The organism is Rhodanobacter sp. PCA2, assembly GCF_013620825.1.
Taxonomy (GTDB): domain Bacteria; phylum Pseudomonadota; class Gammaproteobacteria; order Xanthomonadales; family Rhodanobacteraceae; genus Rhodanobacter_A.
Genome location: NZ_NJIC01000019.1, coordinates 39,573 through 64,784 on the forward strand (window position 1 = coordinate 39,573; position 25,212 = coordinate 64,784).

General features: G+C 69.8%; 21 protein-coding genes and 1 riboswitch. Of the genes, 20 read left to right on the forward strand and 1 reads right to left on the reverse strand.

Annotated elements, in window-relative coordinates:
- Window positions 1-42 precede the first annotated feature (42 nt).
- A complete protein-coding gene (locus PCA_RS07340; RefSeq protein WP_181301940.1) occupies window positions 43-840 on the reverse strand; it encodes a helix-turn-helix transcriptional regulator in 798 nt (265 codons plus the stop codon).
- A gap of 310 nt (window positions 841-1,150) precedes the next feature.
- Here PCA_RS07340 and PCA_RS07345 point away from each other — a divergent pair, with 310 nt between their 5' ends.
- The 20 genes from PCA_RS07345 (at window position 1,151) to PCA_RS07440 (ending at window position 25,211) form a co-directional block, all read left to right on the forward strand.
- Entirely contained in the window at window positions 1,151-2,146 is a 996-nt protein-coding gene (locus tag PCA_RS07345; protein ID WP_181301941.1) for an alpha/beta hydrolase fold domain-containing protein, read from the forward strand.
- A gap of 242 nt (window positions 2,147-2,388) precedes the next feature.
- The gene (locus tag PCA_RS07350) at window positions 2,389-4,581 is read left to right on the forward strand and encodes a TonB-dependent siderophore receptor (protein WP_181301942.1); all 2,193 of its coding nucleotides are present in this window, start codon (window positions 2,389-2,391) and stop codon (window positions 4,579-4,581) included.
- A 114-nt stretch (window positions 4,582-4,695) separates the two neighbouring features.
- Window positions 4,696-6,036 (forward strand): amidohydrolase, encoded by a 1,341-nt coding sequence (locus PCA_RS07355; protein WP_181301943.1) that lies wholly within the window; start codon window positions 4,696-4,698, stop codon window positions 6,034-6,036.
- Window positions 6,026-7,342, forward strand: a complete 1,317-nt coding sequence (locus PCA_RS07360; protein WP_181301944.1) for an amidohydrolase family protein — start codon at window positions 6,026-6,028, stop codon at window positions 7,340-7,342. Before PCA_RS07355 ends, PCA_RS07360 begins: the two co-directional genes overlap by 11 nt.
- A gap of 47 nt (window positions 7,343-7,389) precedes the next feature.
- Window positions 7,390-10,629: an amidohydrolase family protein gene (locus PCA_RS07365; protein ID WP_181301945.1), complete on the forward strand. Its 3,240-nt coding sequence runs from the start codon at window positions 7,390-7,392 to the stop codon at window positions 10,627-10,629.
- A gap of 9 nt (window positions 10,630-10,638) precedes the next feature.
- Window positions 10,639-11,460 (forward strand): pyrroline-5-carboxylate reductase, encoded by an 822-nt coding sequence (proC, locus tag PCA_RS07370; RefSeq protein ID WP_181301946.1) that lies wholly within the window; start codon window positions 10,639-10,641, stop codon window positions 11,458-11,460.
- 130 nt (window positions 11,461-11,590) lie between these two features.
- Window positions 11,591-11,729: riboswitch (molybdenum cofactor riboswitch) on the forward strand.
- Window positions 11,722-12,705: a GTP 3',8-cyclase MoaA gene (moaA, locus tag PCA_RS07375; protein ID WP_181301947.1), complete on the forward strand. Its 984-nt coding sequence runs from the start codon at window positions 11,722-11,724 to the stop codon at window positions 12,703-12,705. It overlaps the preceding riboswitch by 8 nt.
- 3 nt (window positions 12,706-12,708) lie before the next feature.
- Window positions 12,709-13,722: a bifunctional molybdenum cofactor biosynthesis protein MoaC/MoaB gene (gene moaCB, locus PCA_RS07380; RefSeq protein WP_255436721.1), complete on the forward strand. Its 1,014-nt coding sequence runs from the start codon at window positions 12,709-12,711 to the stop codon at window positions 13,720-13,722.
- Window positions 13,723-13,730: 8 nt separating this feature from the next.
- A complete protein-coding gene (gene glp / locus PCA_RS07385; protein ID WP_181302044.1) occupies window positions 13,731-14,972 on the forward strand; it encodes a gephyrin-like molybdotransferase Glp in 1,242 nt (413 codons plus the stop codon).
- Window positions 14,969-15,229 (forward strand): MoaD/ThiS family protein, encoded by a 261-nt coding sequence (locus PCA_RS07390; protein ID WP_181301948.1) that lies wholly within the window; start codon window positions 14,969-14,971, stop codon window positions 15,227-15,229. The genes glp and PCA_RS07390 overlap by 4 nt, the downstream gene beginning before the upstream one ends.
- A gap of 1 nt (window position 15,230) precedes the next feature.
- Window positions 15,231-15,728, forward strand: coding sequence for a molybdenum cofactor biosynthesis protein MoaE (locus PCA_RS07395; RefSeq protein ID WP_181301949.1), 498 nt, complete (start codon window positions 15,231-15,233; stop codon window positions 15,726-15,728).
- Window positions 15,712-16,284, forward strand: coding sequence for an NTP transferase domain-containing protein (locus PCA_RS07400; RefSeq protein ID WP_181301950.1), 573 nt, complete (start codon window positions 15,712-15,714; stop codon window positions 16,282-16,284). Before PCA_RS07395 ends, PCA_RS07400 begins: the two co-directional genes overlap by 17 nt.
- Complete coding sequence (locus PCA_RS07405) at window positions 16,281-16,631, forward strand: hypothetical protein (RefSeq protein ID WP_181301951.1); 351 nt, start codon at window positions 16,281-16,283, stop codon at window positions 16,629-16,631. Before PCA_RS07400 ends, PCA_RS07405 begins: the two co-directional genes overlap by 4 nt.
- Complete coding sequence (locus tag PCA_RS07410) at window positions 16,628-17,539, forward strand: extracellular solute-binding protein (RefSeq protein ID WP_181301952.1); 912 nt, start codon at window positions 16,628-16,630, stop codon at window positions 17,537-17,539. The genes PCA_RS07405 and PCA_RS07410 overlap by 4 nt, the downstream gene beginning before the upstream one ends.
- Entirely contained in the window at window positions 17,536-18,303 is a 768-nt protein-coding gene (locus PCA_RS07415) for an ABC transporter permease subunit (protein WP_181301953.1), read from the forward strand. Before PCA_RS07410 ends, PCA_RS07415 begins: the two co-directional genes overlap by 4 nt.
- Entirely contained in the window at window positions 18,303-19,283 is a 981-nt protein-coding gene (locus PCA_RS07420; RefSeq protein WP_181301954.1) for an ABC transporter ATP-binding protein, read from the forward strand. Before PCA_RS07415 ends, PCA_RS07420 begins: the two co-directional genes overlap by 1 nt.
- A gap of 422 nt (window positions 19,284-19,705) precedes the next feature.
- Window positions 19,706-21,043: an MFS transporter gene (locus PCA_RS07425; protein ID WP_181301955.1), complete on the forward strand. Its 1,338-nt coding sequence runs from the start codon at window positions 19,706-19,708 to the stop codon at window positions 21,041-21,043.
- A gap of 26 nt (window positions 21,044-21,069) precedes the next feature.
- Window positions 21,070-23,631, forward strand: coding sequence for a nitrite reductase large subunit NirB (nirB, locus tag PCA_RS07430; RefSeq protein WP_181301956.1), 2,562 nt, complete (start codon window positions 21,070-21,072; stop codon window positions 23,629-23,631).
- 3 nt (window positions 23,632-23,634) lie between these two features.
- On the forward strand, window positions 23,635-23,982 hold the full coding sequence (gene nirD / locus PCA_RS07435) for a nitrite reductase small subunit NirD (protein ID WP_181301957.1): 348 nt from the start codon (window positions 23,635-23,637) through the stop codon (window positions 23,980-23,982).
- Window positions 23,979-25,211, forward strand: coding sequence for an FAD-dependent oxidoreductase (locus PCA_RS07440; protein ID WP_181301958.1), 1,233 nt, complete (start codon window positions 23,979-23,981; stop codon window positions 25,209-25,211). Before nirD ends, PCA_RS07440 begins: the two co-directional genes overlap by 4 nt.
- The last annotated feature ends 1 nt before the right edge of the window (window position 25,212 follow it).

Sequence of the window (25,212 nt, forward strand, 5' to 3'; positions counted from 1 at the left end):
TTCGCGTCGTGCCGGTGCCTGGCGCGCTTCGCGGCCAAGGGCTCAGCCGAGATGCGCCGCCTGCGTCGTTTCGTTGACGGCGTATTGGGTCGGCGGCGCGCCGAAGGTGCGCCGGAACACGGCGGCGAAGGCGCTGGGGCTGTTGTAGCCCACGTCGAGCGCCGCGGACGCCACCGAATGGCCGGTCGCGATGCGGCAAAGCGCGTCCATCAGGCGGACCTGCCGGCGCCAGGTCTCGAAGCTCATGCCGGTCTCGCGACGGAAGGTGCGGGTGAAGGTGCGCCGGCCCATCGCCGCCGCGGACGCCCATTTGTCGAGCGTGGTGTGCTGCGCGGGATCGGCGAGGATCGTGCTGCACACCTGTGCGAGGCGCTTGTTGGTCGGCATCGGCACGAAATGCGGAATGCGCCGCGCCAGGTGAATCTCGTCGAGGATCAAGGCCATGATGCGGGCGTCGTGGCCTTCCAGCGCGTATTCGATCGGCAGTTCGGCGGCGGCGATGATCAGTTCGCGCAGCAGGTTCGACACCTCGAACACGTGGCAGGCCTGCGGCAGGTCGGGCGCCGCTTCCGGCGAGATGTACAGGGTGCGGATCTGCACGCGGCCGCGGCAGAAGACTTCGTGCTCGACCCCCGGCGGCACCCAGATCGCGCGCTGCGGCAGGGCGACGTAGCTCGCGTCCTGCGTGGTCAGGATGGTGACCCCGCTGATCGCGTAGACGAGCTGCGCCCGCACGTGCGAATGCATCGGGTCGTGGAAGCCGGGCGGGTAGTCGTCCGTCAGCACGGCGATAGGTCGCGGCACGTACTGGTAGTCGATGCCTTTCTTGCTTCGCTGCATGTGGAGCCCCCGAGCGGCCCGGAAGAGCCAGTGCGACCATGACAGTCTTGTTGCGGGCCACACGCTACCCTCAATCCGGGGTCTTGGGAAGCTCGCCGGCGAGGGCCGGCGCGACACCAGACATCGTGGCCCGTGCCTCGCCTCGGGCCGTGCGGGGACCAAGTTGGCCCAGTCGAGACGATAAGCGATCCATCTTCGACGGTGCGTCCCGGGGCGTTGGCCAAAGATAGGAATCACTCAGGCGTCGCGCGCGATCCACGCGCCGGGCCGCCAGCCACATCCCTGCCGACTACATCGCCTGGAGGCACCGTTGCAAAGCCCTGGACCTGCCGGTATCGACGCGGAAACGCGCGCCCACGATCCACTCGACCCCCAGATACGCCGTTTCGTCGCCGCGCTGGCGGAGGCCTGGGCGCAATACCCCGAGGCGGAATCGCTGCCCGTCGCGGAGCAGCGCCGCATCGCCGAACTGGTACGCACGCCGTGGCGCCAGGGCGGCCCGGCGATGGCGGAGACGCGCGAGCTGAGCCTGCCCACCCGCCACGGCCCGGTGCGGGCGCGGCTGCATCGCCCTGCGGGCGGCGAGTCCGCGCAGCCGGCGCTGGTTTACCTGCACGGCGGCGGCTGGACGATCTTCAGCCTGGACACGCACGACCGCATCATGCGCGAGTTCGCCGCGCGCTCGGGGGTGAGCGTCGTCGGCATCGACTACAGCCTGTCGCCCGAGGCGAAATTCCCGCGCGCACTGGAAGAGATCGTGGACGCGATCGGCGCCCTGCATGCGCAGGGAACCGCGCTGGGCATCGATCCCGCACGCCTGGCGATCGGCGGCGACTCGGCCGGCGCGAACCTGTCCGTCGCGGCGAGCCTGCTGCTGCGGGACGCCGGCCTGCAGCCCGCGCTGCAGGGCATGCTGCTGATCTACGGCTGCTACATCGACGAGATCTCGCCCGAGCAGGGGCGCGGTTTCGGCGCCGAGGGCAATTTGCTCACGGCCGCAGAGATGGCGACGTTCTGGCACAACTATCTGGTCAGGCCCACCGAGGGGCTCAACCCGCTGGTGTCGCCGCTGCGTGCCGAACTGGCGGGCCTGCCGGCCGCCTTCGTGATCGGGGCGCAATGCGACGTCCTCGCGGAGCAGAGCCGGGCCCTGGGCGCAAAGCTGGAGCGCGCGGGCGTCGATGTCCGTTTCACCGAGTATCCCGGCGCGCCCCACAGTTTCCTGGAGGCGGTGTCCATTGCGGACGTCGCCGATCGGGCCATCGCGGATGGCGCGACGTGGTTGCGCGAGTTGTTCCAGCGGTAAGCGGGAAGAGCGGCTCCGGCCCCGCACGGGCCTGGATGGAGGAATGCACGAGGCGATCGCTGCGCCATCTGGTCGGGACGTTTCCGCTGCGGGCGTGATGGCCCGAGCGCGACGACTAAAGACCCCGCCGAGTATGCAGGGCGAGAGCAAGAGGGCGACAGTGATCGCGACACATGTCATCAGAAGTCGGGGTGGGCTCGGGGGAGCCGCCGGACTTGTCGAATCAGCCGAGGGGAATACCTATGAACGTTCGTGAATCGACTGGCGCGCATCGCTCCTGGCGGCGTCGCCTGCTGCACGTCGCGGTGTCGCTGGCGCTCGGCACTTCCGCGGTCGCCGCGTATTCGGCCCCTGCCGACGTGCAGGACGCCAATGCAAACGGCAACGGCGCCCAGGCTGATGCCGCCCGGAAGAAGGCGCCCACGCAACTGGAAAGGATCGTCGTCAGCGCGCCGAACTACGTGCCCAGGCAGACCAACGACGCGGTCAAGCTGTCCGTGCCGCTGATCGAGACGCCGCAGTCGGTGACGGTGATCCCGCGCGACCAGATCGACCTGCTGGACTGGCAGAACCTCAGCCAGGTCGTGCGCTACACCTCGGGCGTGATCGGCGAGAACTACGGCCCCGACCCGCGCTACGACTGGCTGACGATGCGCGGCTTCACGCCGCCGGAATACATCGACGGCCTGCAGGCGCCGATCGGATCGGTCAGCAGCGTCGGCCTCGATCTCTACGGCTTCCAGAGCGTCGAGGTGCTCAAGGGCCCGTCGTCGACGATGTACGGACTCGCGCCCCCGGGCGGCATCATCAACCTCACCAGCCGCCGCCCCGAGGCGCAGTTCAGCGGCGAGGTCGGCGTCCAGTACGGCAGCTACGGCAACACCCAGGCCAACGCCGACTTCACCGGGCCGCTCGACAAGGACGGCCACTTCCTCGGCCGCATCACCGCCGTGTGGTTCGACAAGGGCACGCAGATGTACGGCGTCGACACCGACCGCCAGTACGTCGCGCCAGCGCTCACCTGGGTGATCTCGCCCGATACGAACCTGACCCTGCTGAGCTACTTCCAGCACGACGACGTCTACGGCGACGGCGGCGGCTTCCTGCCGATCTACGGCGTGGCGAAGTTCAATCCGCTCGGCACCGTGCCGACCGGCCGCAACCTCGGCGAGCCGGACTACAACCACTTCGCCCGCGACCAGTACGGCGTCGGCTACGACTTCAGCCACAAGTTCAACGAGGACTGGCGCTTCGAGCAGAACCTCAAGTACTTCTCCAACGACGTCAAGATCAAGCAGGTCTACGGCGCCGGCCTGGCGCTCAACCCCGACGGCACGCCGACCGACTACCGCACGGTCAATCGCTACAACTTCCCGTTCAACGAGGACGTGACCTCGTTCAACGTCGACTCGCGCGTCGAGGGCAAGGCCGAAACCGGCCCGGTGGGGCAGAAGATCCTCCTCGGCGTCGACTATCGCCGCTACACCAACAACGCGGCGTTCGGCTTCGCGCTGGCGCCGTCGCTCGACCTGTTCAACCCCGTCTACGGCGCGGCGATCGCCACGCCGTCGCTGAGCCCGTACACCAAGGAAGTGCAGAAGCAGACCGGCCTCTACGGCGAGGACCAGTTCAAGCTCGACCGCTGGGTGCTGACCGTGGGCGGCCGCTACGACCATGTCGTGTCGGACAACTTCGGCACCAGCACCACCGACAACAAGTTCACCTACCGCGTGGGCGTGAACTACCTGTTCGAGAACGGCGTCGCGCCCTACGTGTCCTATGCGACTTCGTTCCAGCCGGTGGCCGGCGCCGACTTCGGCGGCAAGGCGTTCAAGCCGACCCAGGGCAGCCAGGTGGAGGCCGGCATCAAGTTCCAGCCGAACTTCCTGCCGAACGGGCAGAACATGCTGTTCACCGCGGCGCTGTACGACCTGAAGCAGAAGAACGTGCTGACGCCCGACCCGGACCCGTCGCACGTCTTCTTCAACGTGCAGACCGGTGCGGTCGAGGTGAAGGGCGCCGAGCTGGAGTTCGTCGCGCGTTTCAACGAGCGCTGGAGCTTCAACGGCGCCTATACCTACACCGATTCGAAGGTGACCAGGAGCAACGGTCCCGACCTCGGCAAGGCGCTGGTGCAGGTGCCGAAGCAGATGCTGTCGGGCCTGGTCGACTACACCGAGGCCAGCGGCCGCCTCGGCGCCAGCCTCGGCATGCGCTACGTCGGCCAGAGCTACGGCGATCCGGCGAACGCCTATCGCACGCCCTCGGTCGTGCTCTGGGATGCCACCGTGCACTACACGACGTACAAGTGGCTGCTGCAGCTCAACGTCGCCAACCTGTTCGACCGCGAGTACCTGTCGCGCTGCTCCAGCGATGCGCAGTGCTTCTACGGCCTGCGCCGGGCCGTCAACCTCACGCTGACGCGAAGGTTCTGAGTGCAGCGCATGAAGCTTGTCGCGCTCGTCCTGGCATGCTTCGCAACGGTCTCGGCGGCGGACGCGGCTCCGCGCGCCGGGGCCGCGCCATCCGCGCAGCAGGATCGCGCGCGGATGACGTTGCCGTGGCTGCGCGATCCCTGGCCGAGCACCTACGCCCCGTTGCCGCGGCAGGACACCCTGATCGTCGGCGCCACCGTGCTCGACGGCGCGGGCCACCGCTTCGACCATGCGAACCTGCTGATGCGCGATGGCAAGGTCGTGGCCGTGTCCACGGCGCCGATCGCGGTGCCGGCCGGCACGACGACGATCGACGCGAAAGGCCGCTGGGTCACGCCGGGCATCATCGACGTGCACTCGCACGACGGCGCGTTCGCCGCCCCGTTCACCAGCCTGGACCTGCAGGCGTCCGATGTCAGCGAGACCAGCGAGCCGATGACGCCCAACGTCTGGGTCGAGCATTCGATCACCGTGCAGGACCCGTCGTTCGCCCGGGCGCTCGCCGGCGGCGTCACCACGCTGCAGATCCTGCCGGGCTCGAACAACCTGATCGGTGGTCGCAGCGTGGTGCTGAAGAACGTACCGGCCACCACCGTGCAGGCGATGAAGTTTCCCGGCGCCCCTTATGGCGTGAAGATGGCCTGCGGCGAAAACCCGAAATACGCCTTCGGCGAAAAGGGCAAGTTTCCCTCCAGCCGCATGGGCAACGTCGCCGGCGTCCGCGAGGAGTTCCTGGAGGCGCAGGAATACCGTGGCAAGTGGCTGGACTATCTTTCCGGCGAGCGGAAGAAAATGCCCGACGACGAGTTGAAGGAAGACACGCTCGCCGGCGTGCTCGACGGCAGCATACGCGTGCACTGGCACTGTTATCGCGCCGACGACATGGCGACGCTGTTCGACTTCGCCCGGGAGGAGGGCTTCCGCATCGCGGCCTTCCACCACGCCGTCGAGGCCTACAAGATCCCGCAACTGTTCGTCGCCAACCACACCTGCGCCGTGGTCTGGTCGGACTGGTGGGGCTACAAGATGGAAGCGCTGGACGGCATCCGCGAGAACGCGGCGTTCGTCGACGCGGCGGGCGCCTGCGTCGCGATGCACTCCGATTCGCCATGGCTGGGCCAGCACCTGGCGCTGGAGGCGGGCAAGGCCGCAGCCGCGGGGCGGCGCGCGGGCTTGAGCATCAGTCCCGAACATGCGATCCAGTGGGTGACGCTGAATCCGGCCAGGGTGCTGGGGCTGGAAGCGCGGATCGGCTCGCTGGAGCCGGGAAAGAATGCCGACGTGGTGCTGTGGTCCGGCGATCCCTTCAGCGTCTACACCAGGGCCGACCAGGTCTTCATCGACGGCGCCATGGTCTACGACCGCAGCAATCCGGCGCACCAGCCACGCTCGGATTTCGAGCTTGGCCAGCCCAGCATGACGGACAGGCCCGGGGTGTCTGGCAATGGCCACTGACAAGCGCCGGTTGTTCGGATGCCTGCTCGCGGCCGGGTTGGGCCTGGTGCTGGGCGATGCCACGGCAGCCGATGTCGTGGCCATCGTCCATGCCCAGGCGTGGACGATGACGGGCGCCGACGGCGGCCGCATCGACGACGCCACCATCGTGATACGCGATGGCCGCTACGAGTCGGTGGCGCGCGGAGCAGCACCGCCGCCGGATGCGCGCGTGATCGACGCGGCGGGCCGCACGGTCACGCCGGGCCTGATGAACGCGGACACGCAACTCGGGCTGGTCGAGGTTTCCTCGGTACCGGAAACCCGCGATTCCGGATTGAACGGCGGCCCGCTCGGCGCGGCGTTCGACGTGCAATACGGGCTCAATGCGAACTCCATGTTGCTGCCGATCGCGCTGGACGACGGGTTGACGCGTGCGGTGACCCGTCCCACCGCCACCGCCGATCCGGTGTTCCTCGGCATGGGCGCGGTGCTGCGCATCCAGCCCGGCGGCGACATCCTGGATCGCCCCAGGGCGGCCATGTATGCCGGGATAGGGGGCATAGGCATCGGACAGCAGGGCGGCTCGCGCAGCGCGCAGTGGCAGCTGCTGCGCAATGCCTTTGCCGAAGCGAAAACCTTCAACCCCTCGCGCCCGGTGCCGGCGCCGCGCGACCAGTTGCAGAACGTGATGAACATCGCCGCGCTGCGCGCCATGCTCGATGCGCACATGCCGCTCGCCGTCCGCGCCACGCGCGAGTCGGACATCCGCCAGGCGGTGGCGCTTGCCGCGGACTACCGCCTGCGCCTGATCGTGATCGGCGGCAGCGAGGCCTGGCGTTGCGCCGACCTGCTGGCGGCGAACAAGGTCGCCGTGGTGCTCGATCCCGAGGCGGACATCCCCTGGACCTTCGACGACCTCGGCGCGCGCGCCGACAGCGCCGCGCTGCTGGCGAAGGCCGGCGTGACGATCGCGTTCACCGTGTCCGGCAACACCATCCAGCTCAGCCACAACGCCGGTTCCGCCGTGCGCGAGGGCGCCGGCCTCGCCGTCGCCAATGGCCTTCCCTATGCGGATGCGCTGATGGCGCTGACGGTCAATCCCGCGCGCATGTTCGGCATCGCCGACCACTACGGCAGCATGGCGAAGGGCCAGGATGCCGACCTCGTGGTGTGGGACGGCGACCCGCTGGAGCCGACCAGTGCGCCCAAGACGGTGTTCGTCCGCGGCGTGCAGGCTTCACGGACCACGCGCCAGACCCTGCTGCGCGACCGCTACGCGCCTTCGCACGCGCACGATCCGTTGCCGCCGGCCTACCGGCCCTGATCTCCGTGTGATGTAGTTCCCGACGTTCACTACCGGATTGCGATGCCATGCGCCTGACCCGATTGCTGCTGCTCGTCGTCCTCTGCCTGGTTGCCGGGCTGGCCTCGGCGTCCGACGACACGCTGCCGATGACGCCGGCACGGCACATCAGCTTCGATACCGACGAGGGCACCTGGATCTCGCTCGATGTATCCCCGGACGGCCGCAGCATCGTGTTCGACCTGCTCGGCGACTTGTACACGCTGCCGATCGGCGGCGGCGAGGCGACCGCGATCACGCGCGGCCTTCCCTTCGATTCGCAGCCGCGGTATTCGCCGGACGGCCGGCACATCGTCTTCACCAGCGACCGCTCGGGCAACGAGAACGTCTGGATCGCCGACAAGGACGGGACCCATCCGCGGCAGGTTTCCCGCCTCGACGACAACGCCGAGTTCACCTCGCCCACCTGGTCCACGGACGGACGATCGATCTACGTCTCGGTCTACCACCCCGACCTGACCGCCTTCGAGGTCTGGCGCTACGCGATCGACGGCGACGGCAAGGGCGAGCGCATCACGCGCGCCAAGAGCTACGACGCGCAGCCGAAGGACGAGCGCTACAGCGCCCTGGGTGTCGTGGCGGCCCGCGACGGCCGCACGCTGTACCTGGCCGGCCGCTACGGCACGTTCGACGAGGACATGACGCTGCCGATGTGGAGCATCGAGCGGCGCAACCTGGTCACCGGGAGCAGCGACACCATCGTCACCGACCAGGGCAGCGCGATGCGCCCGGCGCTGTCCCCGGACGGCAAGAGCCTGGTCTATGCGATACGTGCCGGCGGCCAGGCCGAGCTGCGCGTGCGCGATCTTGCCAGTGGCGCGGATCGCGAACTCGTCCGCATGGTGCAGCGCGACGACCAGGAAGGCCTGCCGACGCGCGATCTTCTTCCCGGCTACGCCTTCACTCCGGACGGGCGTTCGCTGATCGCCGCCTACGAAGGCAAGATCCACCGGATCGACATGGCCAGCGGCAAGGCGGTGATCGTCCCGTTCCATGCGCACGTCGATCTCGATGCCGGCCCGTCGCTGCGCCAGTCCATCAAGGACGGGACCGGTCCGGTCAGGGCGCGGCTGATCCAGGCGCCGGCGCTCTCGCCCGACGGCAGGCACGTTGCGTTCTCCGCGCTGGGCCGCGTCTACACGATGGACCTCGCGCCGGACGCGCGCCCGCGCGTGCTGAGCCCGGCCGGCCAGGCGGCGTTCCAGCCGTCGTGGTCGCCGGACGGCAAGACGATCGCCTACGTCACCTGGCGGGCCGCGGACGGCGGCCAGATCTGGCGCATCGATGCGGCCGGCGGCACGCCGCGCAGCGTCGCGACCGCCGGCGCCTACTACACCAATCCGGTATTCACGCCGGATGGCCGCAGCCTGGTCGCGCAGCGCTCCAGCAACACCGAGCGCATGCGCACCTACATGGAATACGGCCCGCTGCGCGAGGCGGACCTCATCCTGCTGCCGGCGCACGGCGGCGAGGCGAAGGTGCTCGCGCGCGGCAGCATGGGCGGCGTGCCGCATTTCGCGGCCGATACCTCGGTGGTGAACGTGGTCTTCGGCGACGGCCTGGATGCGGTCAGGCTCGATGGCTCGGGCCGGCGCAAGCTGGTCGCCGTCACCGGCCCGGGTTTCTACTTCCAGGAGGGCAGGGTACCGGTGGACGACCTGCGGCTCAGCCCGGATGGCCGTTACCTGCTGGCGCAGTCGGTGGAGCAGCTGTACCTGCTGCGCATGCCGGAAAAAGAAGGGCAGACGATCGACCTCGACGCACCGCCGGTGGCGCATCGCAAAGTGACCGACGTGGGCGCCGATTTCCTGGGATGGGCCGAGGGCGGCAAGAGCGTGTTCTGGGCGGTCGGCTCCACCCTGTACCGCCAGCCGCTGGCGGACATCGCGCTGGATCGCGCCGGCGAAGCAGGGCAGGGTGCGAGCCCGCAGCCCGGAAAGAATGGCGTGGAAGCATTCCAGGCCGCGGTCGAGGTTCCGCGCGACGTTCCGCATGCCACGATCCTGCTGCGCGGCGCCACAGCGGTCACCATGCGCGGCAATGAGGTGCTGAAGGACGCCGACATCCTCGTGGTCGACAACCGCATCGCCGCCATCGGCAAGCGCGGCGACGTGAGCGTGCCCAGGGGCGCGGTCGTGCGCGACCTCACGGGCAAGTACGTGGTGCCGGGCTTCATCGACACGCACGACCACTGGGCGGAAGTGCGCCGCGGCGTGCTGGACATGCAGAACTGGAGCTTCCTCACCGACCTGGCCTACGGGCAAACCGCGGGCCTGGACCCGTCGCCGCTGTCGATCGACATGCTGGCCTACCAGGACATGCTGAATGCTGGGCTGTCGCTGGGGCCGCGCGTCTACTCGACCGGGCCCGCGATCTTTTCCTGGAACGAGTTCACGAGCCTGGACCAGGTGCGCGCCGTGCTCTCGCGTTATCCCAACCATTTCCGCACCAGCAATCTCAAGGAGTACCGCACCGGCAACCGACGCGTCCGCGAATGGGTGGCGATGGCGTCGCACGGGCTGGGCCTGCAGCCGACGACGGAGGGCGCGCTGGACATGAAGCTCGACCTCACCCAGATCATCGACGGCTACGCCGGCAACGAGCATGCGCTGACGGCGGCCCCGCTGTACAAGGACGTCGTCGAGCTGATGGCGAAGCTGCGCACGAGCTACACCACCACGCTGCAGATCTCGCACAACGGTCCGCCCGCGCAGAACTACTTCATCGAACGCGACGCGCCGCAGATGGACCCGAAGCTGCGGCACTTCTCGCCGCCGCTGCTGGCGGAAAAGAAACTCTCGCGCCGTCACTGGTACGCGCCCGGCGAATACGTGTTCGGCGAGATCGCGCAGGGTGCGGCCAGGATCCAGCGGGCGGGCGGCCTGGTCGGCATCGGCTCGCACGGCGAGGTGCCGGGCTACGGCATCCATTGGGAAATGCAGGCGCACGCCGCCGGCGGCATGACCCCGCACGAAGTGCTGTACGCGGCGACGATGGGTTCCGCCGAGACGATAGGGCGGCAGGACGAGATCGGCAGCCTGAGCGTCGGCAAGTACGCGGACCTGGTGGTGCTCGACCGCAATCCGCTCGCCGACATCCGCAATGCGCTGGCGATCTCCGAGGTGATGAAGAACGGCCGCCTCTACGACGCGGCGACGCTGGACGAGATCTACCCGGAATCGCGCAAGCTCCCGAAGCAGTGGTTCAACGCCGGGCGCGCCGAGCCTGCTGCGCAGCCGGCACATTGAGGAAACGAGATGACCCGGATCGCCTTCATCGGTGGCGGCAACATGGCGCAGAGCCTGATCGGCGGCCTGCTGCGCAACGGCGTCGCCGCCGCTTCCCTCAGCGTGGCCGAACCCGACGCGGAAACGCGGCGCAGGCTGGAGGCCGGGTTCGGCATCGCCTGCCATGCGGACAACCGGGCGGCAGCCGCCGATGCGGGCGTGCTGGTGCTGGTGGTCAAGCCGCAGGTCATGCCCCTGATCCACGGCGAGCTGAAGGAAACCCTGGCCGCGCGGCGGCCGCTGCTGATCTCCATCGCCGCGGGCGTGCGCATCGACCAGCTCGAACGCTGGTTCGGCGAAACCCTGCCCATCGTGCGCTGCATGCCCAACACCCCGGCCCTGATCGGCGCAGGGGCGAGCGGCCTGTGCGCCAATGCACGGGTTGCGCCGGAGCAGCGTACGCAAGCCCAGCGCATCATGGATGCGGTCGGCCTGACCCGCTGGGTGGACGACGAAGCCCTGATGGACACCGTCACGGCGATTGCCGGCTCCAGCCCGGCGTATTTCTTCGCAATGGTGGAAGCGCTGGTGGAAGCGGCCTGCGCGCAAGGCATGCCGCGCGACCAGGCCCGCGCGCTGAGCGCCCAGGCCTGTTACGGCGCCGGGCGCATGCTGGTCGAAAGCGGCGAAGACCCGGCGGTGCTGCGCCAGCGGGTGACCTCGCCCCACGGCACCACCGAGGCCGCGCTGGCAAGCTTCGCCGCCGATCGCTTCGATGCGAGCGTGGCCCGCGCGGTCGCCGCCGCCACGCGCCGCGGCGGCGAGCTGGCCGCCGAACTCGAGCAGCGGTGACTTCCGCTCCCCGGGGCCGACAAGGCCTGCGGGACAAATGGCCGCTGCATGTGCGGTGACGCTGCGCCTGCCACCCGGCAGGCGCATGCGACATGTTGAGCATCGACACGCGCTGGCGGCGAGGGCACAATCGGGACCGCAACTCCGAGGCACAGGGCCTGCGCTTCCATTGGAAGCATGGCGCTGCGTCCGTGATCCGCGGATCACCGGGCGAACGGGGAAACGCGTTCGCCTCCCGAACATTGGAAAGGAGCAAACAGCATGACCCCGCTGGCCGACCGCTACGGTCGCCGCTTTCCGTACGTGCGGCTGTCCATCATTCCCGCGTGCAATTTCCGTTGCAGCTACTGCCTGCCGAATGGTTACCAGGCCGAGCCCGGCGTGGCGGGGCCGTTGTCGCTGGCCGAGATCGCGCGCCTGTTGCGCGGCTTCGCCGAACTGGGCATGCACAAGCTGCGCATCACCGGCGGCGAGCCCAGCGTGCGCCGCGACCTCACCGAAGTGCTGCGCACCGCCGCCGCGGTGCCGGGCGTGACCAAGGTGGCGATGACCACCAACGGCAGCCTGCTGACGCGCCGGCTGGGCGAGTGGATGGACGCCGGGCTCAACGCCATCAACGTCAGCATCGACAGCCTCGACGCCGCCACGTTCGCGCGCATCACCGGCCACGACCGGCTGGACGACATCCTGCACGGCGTGGACATGGCGCTCGCCGCCGGCATGCCCGCGGTGAAGCTCAATGCGGTGCTGCTGCGCGACGTCAACGACCACGAGCTGCCGCGCTGGCTCGACTACCTGCGCGACCACGCGGTGGGGCTGCGCTTCATCGAGCTGATGCAGACCGGCGACAACCTGGCGTTCTTCCGCGACCACCACGTGCGCGCCGAGCTGCTGGAAACCGGACTGCGGGAAGCGGGCTGGCAGGCGCTGCCGCGTGCCGCCGATGCCGGCCCCGCGCGCGAATACCGCCACCCGGACTACGCCGGCCGCATCGGCATCATCGCGCCGTATTCCAGGGATTTCTGCGCCGGCTGCAACCGCCTGCGCGTCACCGCCACCGGTGATCTCAGGCTGTGCCTGTTCGGCGAATTCGGCATCCCGCTGCGCCACTTCCTGCAGCGCGACGACCAGCTCGACGAGCTGGTGCGCGCCATCGGCGGCCAGATCGGCCGCAAGGAGCAGGGGCATTTCCTGCACCAGGGCCGCACCGGCATCACGCCCCATCTCGCATCCACCGGAGGTTGATCCATGCCCCAGCGCGAGACGCGCACCCAGCCATCCGCCAGCGCCTTCCACATGGCCGACGTGCGCCGCAAGCGGGTCACCGCGCGCCGCGCGGTGGCCGTGGGCGAGCTGCATGCCGGCAGCGCCTTCGACGACATCGTGGCGCAGCGGCTGCCCAAGGGCGACGCGATCGCGATGGCCGAGATCGCCGGCCTGCAGGGGGCGAAGAACGCCTCGCAGCTGATGCCGCTGTGCCATCCGCTGCCGCTGGAATACCTGGAGCTGCGCTGCGAGCCGGTGGCCGAGCGGCAGGCGATCCGCGTGTACTGCGAGGTCGCCACGCATGCGCGCACCGGCGTGGAGATGGAGGCGCTGGCCGGCGTCAGCGCGGCCCTGCTCACGCTCTACGACCTCACCAAGCCGGTGCAGCCCGCGCTCGCCATCGGCGGCGTGCGGCTGCTGTTCAAGGAAGGCGGCAAGAAGGGCTTGTGGTTCCATCCCGACGGCATGACCGAGGCCGAACGCGCGCACTACCGCCCGCAGGCCGCGCCGCGGCTGGAAGGCGTGGCCGCCGCCGTGGTCACGCTCAGCGACCGTGCCCATCGCGGCGAGTACGAGGATCGCTCCGGCCCCTTGCTGGTGGAACGCCTGCGTGCGCTGGGCGCGGACCTCGGCCCCGCCGAAGTGCGCGCCGACGAAGCCGCGCCGCTGGCCGCGCGCCTGCACGAGCTGGCCGCGGCCGGCGTGCGCCTGGTGCTGTGCACCGGCGGCACCGGGCTGGGCCCGCGCGACGTGACGCCGGAGGCGCTGGCGCAGGTGGCCGATCGCCGCGTGCCCGGCCTCGCGGAGATGTTCCGCAGCGAAAGCAGCCAGCACACGCCGCTGGCATGGCTCAGCCGGGCCGAGGCGGTGCTGGTGGGCGGCATGCTGGTGATCGCGTTGCCCGGCAGCGCGAAGGCGGTGGCGCAAGGCATGGACATCCTTGCGCCCATCCTCGCGCATGCGCTGGCCATGGTCGCGGGCGAGGGCCACCCATGAGCCACGCCTTGCTCGATCCCGCCGAGGCACTGCAGCTGATCCTCGCCGAATGCACGCCGTTGCCCGCGCATGAGGTCCGCGCAGCCGAGGCAATGGGCCGCGTGCTCGCCGCGCCGGTGCACGCACCCGGCGCATTGCCGCCGTTCGACAACTCGGCGATGGACGGCTACGCCCTCGGCGGTGGCGCCGAGGCGCTGGCGAAGGGCAGCGAGTGGCCCATCGAGGGCGAACAGGCCGCGGGCGACGGCACCGCGCAGGCGCGCCACGGCGCGTGGGAAATCATGACCGGCGCACGCCTGCCCGATGGGCTCGATCGCGTGATTCCGGTCGAGCAGATCGAACGGCTGGAAGCGCCGGCGCGCGTGCGCCTGCTGGCCGACGTGGCCGCCGGAGAGAACGTGCGCACCGCCGGCTCCGACGTGCCGGCGGGCGAAGCCGTATTCGCCGCAGGCACCGTGCTGGCGCCGCAGCACCTGATGCTGCTGGCCGCGCTGGGCGTGGACGGCGTGACGGTGACCGAACGCCCGCGTGTGGCCGTGCTGTGCACCGGCCGCGAACTGGTGGACGATCCGGCCGTGCCGCTGGCGTCCGGGCAGATCCGCAATTCCAACGGTCCCTTCCTTGCCGCGCGCCTGCCGCGCGCCGGTGCCGAGCTGGCGCATATCGAAACGGTGGGCGACGAGGTGGATGCCTTCGTGGCCGCCTTCGAACGCGCCCGCACAGCCGGGGCGCGCGTGGTGATCTCCACCGGCGCGGTGTCGATGGGCCGCTACGATTTCGTGCCCGAAGCACTGCAGCGGCTGGGCGCGGAAACGATCTTCCACAAGGTGGCGATCCGTCCCGGCAAGCCGCTGCTGTTCGCGCGGCTGCCCGACGGCACGCTGTTCTTCGGCCTGCCTGGCAATCCGGTGGCGGTGGCGACCGGGCTGCGTTTCTTCGTGGAGCCCGCGCTGCGCGCCATGCTGGGCCTGCCGCCCGAAACGCCGTGGCGCGTGCCGCTGGCCGCCGACTACGCGAAGAAGCCGCGCCTGCGCTTCCACCTCAAGGCCCGCGTGACGCTGGATGCGCAGGGTCGCCTGGTGGCGCGCGTGCTGGCGGGGCAGGAGTCCTACCGCATCGGTCCGCTGGCCGATGCGAACGCCTGGGTGGTGGTGCCCGTGGAGGCGCAGGCGCTGCCGGCGGGAACGCTGGTGGACGTCTGCGGCCCCGGCCATCTGGAAAGCCCGGCCATCGAAGGGAGCGCGGCATGAAGATCCGGATCGCGCTGTACGGTGCGCTGCGCGAGGCCGACGCCGGCGGCCACGTGGAACTGGAGGTGCCGCCCGGCAGCAGCATCGCCGAGCTGCGCGAACTGCTGGCGGCGTACCTGGCCGTGCACGCGCCGGCGATTCCCGCGGGTCTCGTGCGGCGCAGCGCGTTTGCCAGCGCGGAGGAAATCCTGCACAACCATCGCGCGGTGCCCGAAGGCATCGAGCTGGCCGTGCTGCCGCCGGTGAGCGGAGGCTGAGATGGACGGATTGCACGTCGCCGTGGTGGAACGCCGCGTGGCCACGCTGGACGTGGCTGCGGCGCTGGATTTCGTGGGCGATCCGCGCTTCGGCGGCATCGCCAGCTTCATCGGCCGGGTGCGCGACCACAACGTGGGCCGCGCCGTCACCGGCATCAGCTACGACCTGTTCGAACCGCTGGCGCTGCGCGTGTTCCGCGCCATCGGCGAGCGTGCGCAGGCCGAGGTGGGCGCGCCGCTGAAGCTGTGGATCGCGCATGCGAAGGGCAGGCTGGCCATCGGCGACCTCGCCGTGGTGATCGCCGCCGGCACGCCGCATCGCGACGAAGCCTTCCGCGCCTGCCGCCTGGCCATCGAGGCGGTGAAGCACGAGGCGCCGATCTGGAAGCAGGAGCATTACGTGGACGGCGACAGTGCCTGGAGCGAAGGCTGTTCGCTGTGCGAGGAGCAGCGCGAGGCCGAACGGCACGAGCACGCCGGCCATGCCCACGGCCACTGAGCGCCTGCCGTGCATAGGCCTGGTGCTGGCCGGCGGCCGCTCCACGCGCATGGGGCGCGACAAGGCCATGCTGGACTGGCGCGGCCAACCGCTGATCGAGCGCCAGCTCGACGTGTTGCGCGCGTCCGGCGTGGATGGGTTGCGGGTGAGCGGCGATCGTCCCGGTTACCAGTGCGTCGCCGATGCGCAGCCCGGTCTCGGTCCACTTGGCGGCCTGGCAGGCATCGCGGAAACGCAGGCGGGCGATGCCGATCTGCTGGTGATTCCGGTGGACATGCCGCTGCTGGGCGCCGCGCTGCTGCGACGGTTGCGCACGGAACAGGCGCAGGCGCGCGGCTTGCGTTGTGCGGATCACGTGTTGCCGATGCGCCTTCGCCTCGATGCGGAAAGCCGTGCACGGATCGCCGGCTTGCTGCAGGAGCCTGAGCCGCGCCAGCGTTCGTTGCGCGCATTGCAACAGGCGATGGGTTTCGCGGAGATCGCGCTTGCCCCCGACGAACACGCGCAACTGGCCGACTGCAATACCGAGGCAAGCTGGAACGAGGTGAACCGATGAGAGTGCAACTGCAGGAACAGTCGTTGCGCCTGCGCATCGACGAAGCGGAGCTGGCGGCCTTGCTGGCCGGCGGCACGGTGGAAAACACCACCCGCTGGCCCGATGGCCGCGACGAGCGCCAGCAACTGGCGCTGGCCGCGCAGCATGGCTGGGAGCGCAGCGGCGATGGCTGGCGCATCAACTTGGCGGATGCGGCGGTGCGCGAACTCGCCGCGCGCCTGCCCAGCCGCGACGGCCTGTCGTTCGAGCTGGCGGCGCCGGGTGGCGGCGCGCTGCAGATACTTTTCGACGTGGACGTGCGCGACAGCGTGCGCCAGCGCCACATGGACAAGGAGCACAGGGCATGAAACGTTCCGCACGCTTCGCACGCTGGTTGGCGCCGCTGCTCATGGCGTTCGGCCTGGCCGCGCTGGCCGCCGACACGCCGGTGCTGCGCGTCGCCTATGCCGGCTCGATGGGCGTGGTGATGGACCACGACCTCGGTCCCGCGGTGGCGTCCGCGCAGCACGCCAGCTACCAGGGCATCGGCCAGGGCTCGTACGCGCTGGCACGGCTGCTGGTCGGCAAGCAACTGCAGGCCGACGTGTTCGTGGCGATCACGCCCGGCCCGATCGAGGTGGTGCAGCAGGCCGGCCTGGTGGAGCACGCGGAGCCGGTGGCCAGCACGCGCATGGTGGTGGTCTACAGCCCGCGCAGCCGCTACGCCGCCGATTTCGCCGCTGCCGCGAAGGGCAGGAAATCCTGGTACGAGGTATTGCGCGAACCCGGCCTGCGCTTCGGCCGCACCGATCCCGCGGTGGACCCGCAGGGCGCCAACGCGCTGCTCACGCTGCAGCTGGCGTCGCGCTACTACCACCAGCCCGACCTGCTGCAGCAGGTCGCCGGCGACTCCCAGAACCCGCAGCAGATCTTCGCCGAGACCTCGCTGATGTCGCGGCTGGAGGCGGGCCAGATCGACGCCACCATCGGCTACGCCAGCGCGGCGTTCTCGCACCATCTTCCCGTGGTCGACCTGCCTGCCGAGATCGACCTCGCGCAGCCGGCGATGCAGTCGTCGTGGTATGCGCAGGCCGGCTTCACCCTGGCGAACGGCAAGAAGATCGATGCGCAACCGCTGGTGTTCTACGCCGCGGTGCCGAACGATGCGAAGCAGCCCGCGCTGGGCCGCGCGTTCGTGGAGTTCATGCGCGGCGCGCAGGGCCAGGCGATGCTGCGCGAGCGCGGCTACGACCCGCCGCACGGGGACGCGCTGTGATCGATGCGCTGCGGCCGCGGCTGACCACGTTCGCCGCGGTGCTGGCCTTGCTGTTGCTGGCCGCGCCGTTCGCCGGCCTGGTGGTCGCCACCGACTGGCGCCACCTCGGCTTCGCCCACGGCGACGCCGGCGCGGTGGCGGTGTCGCTGGGCCTCAGCCTGGTCGCCCTGCTGCTGATCGCGTTGCTGGGCACGCCGCTGGCGTGGTGGCTGGCGCGCCATCGCGTGCGCGGGCAGTGGCTGATCGACGCGCTGCTGCTGCTGGCCCTGCTCACGCCGCCGCTGGCGATGGGCCTGCTGCTGGCCACGATGTACGGCCCCTACGGGCCGGCCGGGCAGGTGCTGGAACGGGCAGGGTTGCTGCTCACCAACTCGGCGCCGGCCTTCGTGATGGCGCAGTTCTACGCCGCCTTGCCGTACTACGTGCTCGCCGCCCGCGCCGCCTTCGAGGGCGTGCCGCGCGAGCTGGAGCAGATCGCGCTCACGCTCGGTCATTCGCCCGCGCGCAGTTTCTTCCATGTCAGCCTGCCACTGGCGCGGCTGGGACTGGCCGCGGCGGTGGCGCTGGCCTGGGTGCGCGCGCTCGGCGAGTTCGGCGTGGTGCTGATCGTGGCGTATTACCCGCAAGGCATCCCGGTGAAACTGTGGGTGAACCTGCAGGATGTCGGATTGCAGGCGGTGTATCCGCTGCTGTGGGTGTTCTTCCTCGTCGCCTTGCCCCTGCCGCTGGCGCTGGGCCTGGCCGTGCGCAGGCGGCTGGCCTGATGCGGATCGACTACCGCATCGAACATCCGGTGGCGCTTTCGGCCTCGTTCGAGGTGGAAGGCTTCACCGTGCTGCTGGGCGCGAGCGGCGAAGGCAAGACGCTGCTGCTGCGCGCCATCGCGGGCCTGCTGCCGGCGCACGGCGAACCCTTCGACGGCATGCCGCCGCAACAGCGAGCGGTGGGTTACCTGCCGCAGGGGCATGCGCTGTTTCCGCACTTGAACGCGTGGCAGAACGTGGCGTTCGCGCTGCGCGGCGCGCGCCGCCGCGACGAGGCGATTGAATGGCTGGAGCGGGTGGGGCTGGCAGAACTGGCGGAGCGGCGTCCCGCACAACTCTCGGGCGGCCAGCAGCAACGCGTGGCGCTGGCGCGCGCGCTGGCACGGCGCCCGCAACTGCTGCTGCTGGACGAACCCACCTCGGCGCTCGACCCCGCCACCCGCGACGACGTGCTCGCCGAACTGATCGCCGAAGTGCATGCGGCAGGCATCCCCGCGCTCGCGGTCAGCCACGATCCCGCGCTGGCCGCCGTGGCCGACCGGCTGGTGCTGATGCACGACCGGCGCATCGTGCAGACCGGCACACCCGCGCAAGTGCATGCGCAACCGGCGAGTGGTGCCGTGGCACGACTGCTGGGTTTGCGCAACGTGTTCCGTGGACGGATCGCGGGCGCCGAGGGTGCGCAACACCTGCTGTGGCCGGAGGCGGGCGTATCGCTGCCGGTGCACACGACGCTTGCCGATGGGTCGAACGTGGATTGGCACATCGCACCGGAAGCCGTCGTGCTGCACGGCGCAGGCACCACGCTTGCCGATGCCATCGCGGTGAGCGTGGAGCTGCGGCAGACGGGCGCGCAAGGCCGGCAACTCGGTTTGCGCTGCGGACAGGCGCGGCTGTGGGCCGCGTTGCCGTCCGATGATGCGGCTGCAGCACTCCGGGTGAGCCTGCCGCCCGCGGCGATCCGCTGCTGGGCCGCCTGAAACCCTGATCGCGTCGGCCGGAAACGGTCGGCCTCCGCGGAGCACGAGGGATATCCATTCACATCGGTAGAGGCGACCGGATCGCAGGCGGCGATCCGCCGTTGCCGGGCGGCGTATTGCCTCGCACGAATGGTTTTCACGGCATCCATGCTGCGCTGGCGTTGATGACGTTCTGCATCGAGCACGAGCTGGCGTGCGTCCGGCATTGCCGCACCGCAATAGTGCAAGCGGGATGACATCGCGCATCCATTGGTGCATTCACCAGTCCTTTTTTCCAGCGATTTCACGTCGCGCCGCACTTCTTCGCGGCGCGGCATCGTGGCACGCATGATGCAAGGCAACACGAAAAGGCCATCTGAATGGTCGGGGCCGTCCAGCGGCCGGCAGGGAGCGATTCGTCATCTTCGCGTGGGAGGTGGTGCATGTCGGACAAGGCGACGCGGATCGATTTGTTCCAGTGGCACACGCCGCAGATGCGCGCGTTCCACCTGGGCTGGATGGCGTTCTTCGTGTGCTTCTTCGCGTGGTTCGCGGTGGCGCCGCTGATGCCGCTGGTCAGCGCCGAGTTCGGCCTGCGGCAGGACCAGCTCGCCAACATCTCGATCGCCGCCGTCGCCGTTACCGTGTTCGGCCGCTTGCTGGTCGGCCCGTTGTGCGACCGGTTCGGTCCGCGGCGGACGTATACCGGCCTGCTGGTGCTGGGCGCGATCCCGGTGTTCGGCCTCGCGCTGGCCCAGGGCTATGCCTCGTTCCTGCTCGCGCGCTTCGCCATGGGCATGGTCGGTGCGGGCTTCGTGATCACGCAATACCACACCTCGGTGATGTTCGCGCCGAACGTGGTGGGCACCGCCAACGCCACCGCGGCGGGTTGGGGCAATGCCGGCGGCGGCGCCGCGCAGGCCGCGATGCCGCTGCTGCTGGCGGGCCTGCTGGCGCTGGGCGTGGCGCAGGGGCTGGGCTGGCGCATCGCGATGCTGCTGCCCGGCGTGCTGATGCTTGTGGTCGGCGCGCTGTACTGGAAGTACACGCAGGACTGCCCCGAGGGCGACTATCGCCGCTTGCGCGCGCAAGGCCGCGCCGTGGGCAGCGGCAAGCGCGGAGGCTGGTCGGCGTTCGCCCGGGCGGCCGGCAACTACCGCGTGTGGGTGCTGGCCGCGGCCTATGCCGGCTGCTTCGGCATCGAGCTGTTCGTGCACGGCGTCGCGGCGGCGTACTACATGGACCGCTTCGGCCTCAGCCTGGGCCGCGCAGGCCTGGCCGTGGGTTGCTTCGGCCTGCTGGCGCTGTTTGCCCGTGCCTTCGGCGGCATCGCCTCCGACCGGCTGGCGCGGCGGCGCGGCTTGCCCGCACGTGCGTACCTGCTGTGCGCGGCGATGCTCTGCGAAGGCGCCGGCCTGCTGTGGTTCTCCGGCGCGCGCAGTGCGGGCGTGGCCATCGCCGCCATGCTCGTCTTCGGCCTGTTCACGCACATGGCCTGCGGCGCGACCTACGCGCTGATGCCGTTCATCGACCGGGAGGCGCTGGGCGGCGTGGCCGGGATCGTGGGCGCCGGCGGCAACGTGGGCGCGGTGGCCGCGGGGTTCCTGCAGAAGTACACCGGCTCCGTGCAGCAGACCTTTCTGGTGCTGGGCTGTTTCGCGATCGCAGGCGCCGCATGCGTGCTGGCCGTGCGCTTCAGCCGCGAACAGGTGGCGGACGAGGACCGGCTCCACCGCGAAGCGCTTCGGCGCGATAGCGGGCCGGTGCTGGCGGTCGATTGAGTGGGCGGGAGGTCATCGCGATGGGGATGAAACTTGTCGTCGTGGGCAACGGCATGGTCGGCCACAGGTTGCTGGAGGAACTGGTGGCATTGCGTCCGCCGGGGCTGGAGATCACGGTGCTGTGCGAGGAAAGCCGCCCGGCCTACGACCGCGTGCACCTGTCCGAGTTCTTCGCCGGCAAGAGCGCGGACGAGCTGTCGCTGGTGGCGCCGGGCTTCTTCGAACAGGCCGGCATAACCGTGCGGCTGGCGACGCGCGCGGTGGGCATCGATCGCGCCATCAAGCGCGTGACGACCAGCGACGGCGGCGTCATCGCATACGACAAGCTGGTGATCGCGACCGGCTCGGTGCCCTTCGTGCCGTCGATACCCGGCAACGATCGCGACGGTTGCCTGGTGTACCGCACCCTGGACGACCTGGATGCGTTGTCCGATTGGGGCAGGCGTTCCAGCCATGGCGTGGTCGTGGGTGGCGGCCTGCTCGGCCTCGAATGCGCCAAGGCGCTGCGCGACATGGGGCTGGAGACGCACGTGGTCGAATTCGCCTCGCGCCTCATGGCGGTGCAGGTGGACGATGCCGGCGGCCAGTTGCTGCGCAAGTCCATCGAGGACCTTGGCCTCGTCGTGCACACCGGCAAGAACACGCTGGATATCGGCGACGGGGAGACGAAACGCCATCGCATGACGTTCGCGGACGGCAGCCATCTGGAGACCGACCTCATCGTGTTCTCCGCGGGCATCCGTCCCCGCGACGAGCTGGCCGGCGCCTGCGAGCTTGGCGTGGGACAACGCGGCGGCATCATGGTGGACAACTTCTGCCGCACGCGCGACCGCGACGTGTACGCCATCGGCGAATGCGCGCAATGGGGCGGCAAGGTCTTCGGGCTGGTGGCGCCGGGCTACGAGATGGCGCGGGTGGTCGCGAACCACCTCAACGCGCTGCTGGTGCGCAGCCAGGCTCCGGTCCTGCCCGAGTTCGTGGGGGCGGACATGTCCACCAAGCTCAAGCTGATGGGCGTGGACGTCGCCAGCATCGGCGATGCCCACGGCGCGACGCCGGGCAGCCGGACCTACCAGTTCAGCGACGGGCACAGGCAGGTCTACAAGAAGCTGGTGGTTTCGCAGGACGGCAAGCGCCTGCTCGGCGGCGTGCTGGTGGGCGATGCGGCCGACTACGGCACGTGGCTGCAGATGATGCTCAACGGGCTCGAACTGCCCGAGTCGCCGGAGTCGCTGATCCTGCCGGCGATCGAGGGCGCGAAACCCGGGCTGGCCGTGGATGCGCTGCCCGCGACGGCGCAGATCTGCTCCTGCAACAACGTGAGCAAGGCGCAGCTGTGCGAGGCGGTGGCGGCCGGCGCCACCTCCATCGGCGCGCTGAAGCAGGCGACGCGCGCCGGCACCACCTGCGGCGGCTGCGTTCCGCTGGTCACGCAGATCATGAAGGCGGAGATGAAGCGCCAGGGGCTCGCGGTGAACAACCACCTGTGCGAGCACTTCCCGTATTCGCGGCAGGAGCTGTACCACCTGGTGCGCGTGGAACGGATCCGCCGTTTCGACGAGTTGCTGGCACGACACGGCCACGGGCTGGGCTGCGACATCTGCAAGCCCGTGGCGGCGAGCATCCTCGCATCGTGCTGGAACGAATTCGTGCTGCAGAAGGAGCATGCCTCGCTGCAGGATTCCAACGACTACTTCCTCGCCAACATCCAGAAGGACGGCACGTACTCCGTCGTGCCGCGCATGCCGGGCGGCGAAGTGACGCCGGACAGCCTGATCCGCATCGGCGAGATCGCGCGCAAGTACGGCCTCTACACCAAGCTCACCGGCGGCCAGCGCGTGGACATGTTCGGCGCGCGGGTGGAGCAGTTGCCGTCGATCTGGGAAGAGCTGATCGAGGCAGGCTTCGAATCCGGCCATGCCTACGGCAAGTCGCTGCGCACGGTGAAATCCTGCGTGGGTTCCACCTGGTGCCGCTACGGCGTGCAGGATTCGGTGGGCAAGGCGATCGACCTGGAGAACCGCTACAAGGGCCTGCGTTCGCCGCACAAGCTGAAGTTCGCGGTATCCGGCTGCACGCGCGAGTGCGCGGAGGCGCAAAGCAAGGACGTGGGGATCATCGCCACCGAAAAGGGCTGGAACCTCTACGTCTGCGGCAACGGCGGCATGAAACCGCGGCATGCCGAACTGCTGGCCGGGGACCTCGACGGCGACACGCTGGTCCGCTGCATCGACCGCTTCCTGATGTTCTACATCCGCACCGCCGACCGCCTGCAGCGCACCAGCGTGTGGCGCGACAACCTGGAGGGCGGCATGGACTACCTGCGCGACGTCGTCGTCAACGACAGCCTCGGCATCGCGGAAGAGCTCGAAGCCGAGATGAAGCACGTCGTGGATACCTACGAGTGCGAATGGAAGCGCGCCGTGAACGATCCCCAGGTGCGCCGCCGTTTCCGCCACTTCGTCAACAGCGACGCCGGCGACGATCGCGTGGCGTTCGCGCCGGTGCGCGGGCAGCTGCGGCCGGCGACCGCGCGGGAAAAAGAGACGCGGTTCGGCCGGCTGCCGACCCCGGTGACGACGGAGTGAGCGATGAGGCGCGCAAAGAAGGCGAACTGGATATCGGTGTGCGAGCTGGACGACATCGTGCCGGATACCGGCGTGTGCGTGCTGGTGTGCGGCGAACAGGTGGCCGTGTTCCGGCTGTCCGGCGGCGGCCTGCATGCGATCGGCAACGTGGACCCGGTTTCCGGCGCCTCGGTGCTTGCGCGCGGCATCGTGGGCAACCTGGGCGGCCAGGTCGTGGTGGCGTCGCCCATCCACAAGCAGCATTTCGACCTGCGCACGGGCGCCTGCCTGGAGTCGCCCGGCGTGGGCGTGCGCGCGTGGCCGGTGCGCTGCGAGGGCTGCACGGTGCAGGTCAGGTACGACACCGCATGAGCAGACCGCGCCCGCGCCTGGTGGTGGTGGGAAACGGCATGGCCGGGATACGCACGGTGGAGGAACTGCTGCAGCTCGCGCCGCAGCTCTACGACATCACGGTGTTCGGCGCCGAACCCCACGGCAACTACAACCGCATCCTGCTTTCCATGCTGCTCAGCGGCGAGAAGCGGCCCGAAGAGCTGGTGCTCAACGCGCCCGCCTGGTACGCCGCGCACGGCATCGAGCTGCATGCGGGAGACCCGGTGGTGGCGGTGGATCGCAGCCGCCGCGTGGTGCGTTCGCGCCGCGGCGTACTGCGTCCGTACGACCGCCTGCTGGTGGCGACGGGATCGCGGCCGGCCACGTTGCCGGTGCCGGGCAGCGGGCTGCCGGGCGTGGTCTGCTTCCGCAACATCCACGACGTGGAACGCATGCTGGAATCGGCGGGCCGGTATCGCCGCGCGGCGGTGATCGGCGGCGGGCTGCTGGGCATCGAGGCGGCCAACGGGCTGGCGCGGCGCGGCATGCAGGTCACCCTGATCCACCGCAGCCACGTGCTGCTCAACCAGCAGCTCGACGGGGACGCGGCGAACCTGCTCGCGCGCAATCTCGAAGGCCGGGGCCTGGCGTTGCGGCTGGGGGCGGAAACGTCCGCGTTCGAAGGGGCGCGCAGGGTGGAGCGGGTGCGCCTGGCCGACGGCAGCCACGTGGACGCCGACCTGGTGGTGATCGCCATAGGCGTGCAGCCGGACACCGCGCTGATGCGGGCGAGCGGCCTCTACTGCGAACGGGGCATCGTGGTGGACGACACCTTGCAGACCTACGATCCGCATGTCTACGCCGTGGGCGAATGCGTGCAGCATCGCCAGCTCACCTTCGGCCTGGTCGCGCCGGTGTGGGAGCAGGCCCGGGTCTGCGCGTCGCACCTGGCGCGGCTGGGCCACCGGCGGTACCGCACGCGGCAGTCGGACGCGCGACTGAAGGTGACCGGGATCGACCTGTACTCGGCCGGCGATTTCCTCGGCCGTTGCGGCACCGAGGACCTGGTGCTGCGCGATCCGCGCCGCGGCATCTACAAGCGCCTGGTGCTCAGCGGCAACCGGCTCGCCGGGGTGGTGCTGTACGGCGATGCCCGGGACGGCGGCTGGTACTTCGACCTGATCAACCGCGGCACCGACGTGGGGCCGTGGCGCGACCGGCTGCTGTTCGGCCAGGCGTATTGCCAGCCGATGGCGGCGCAGGCATAGC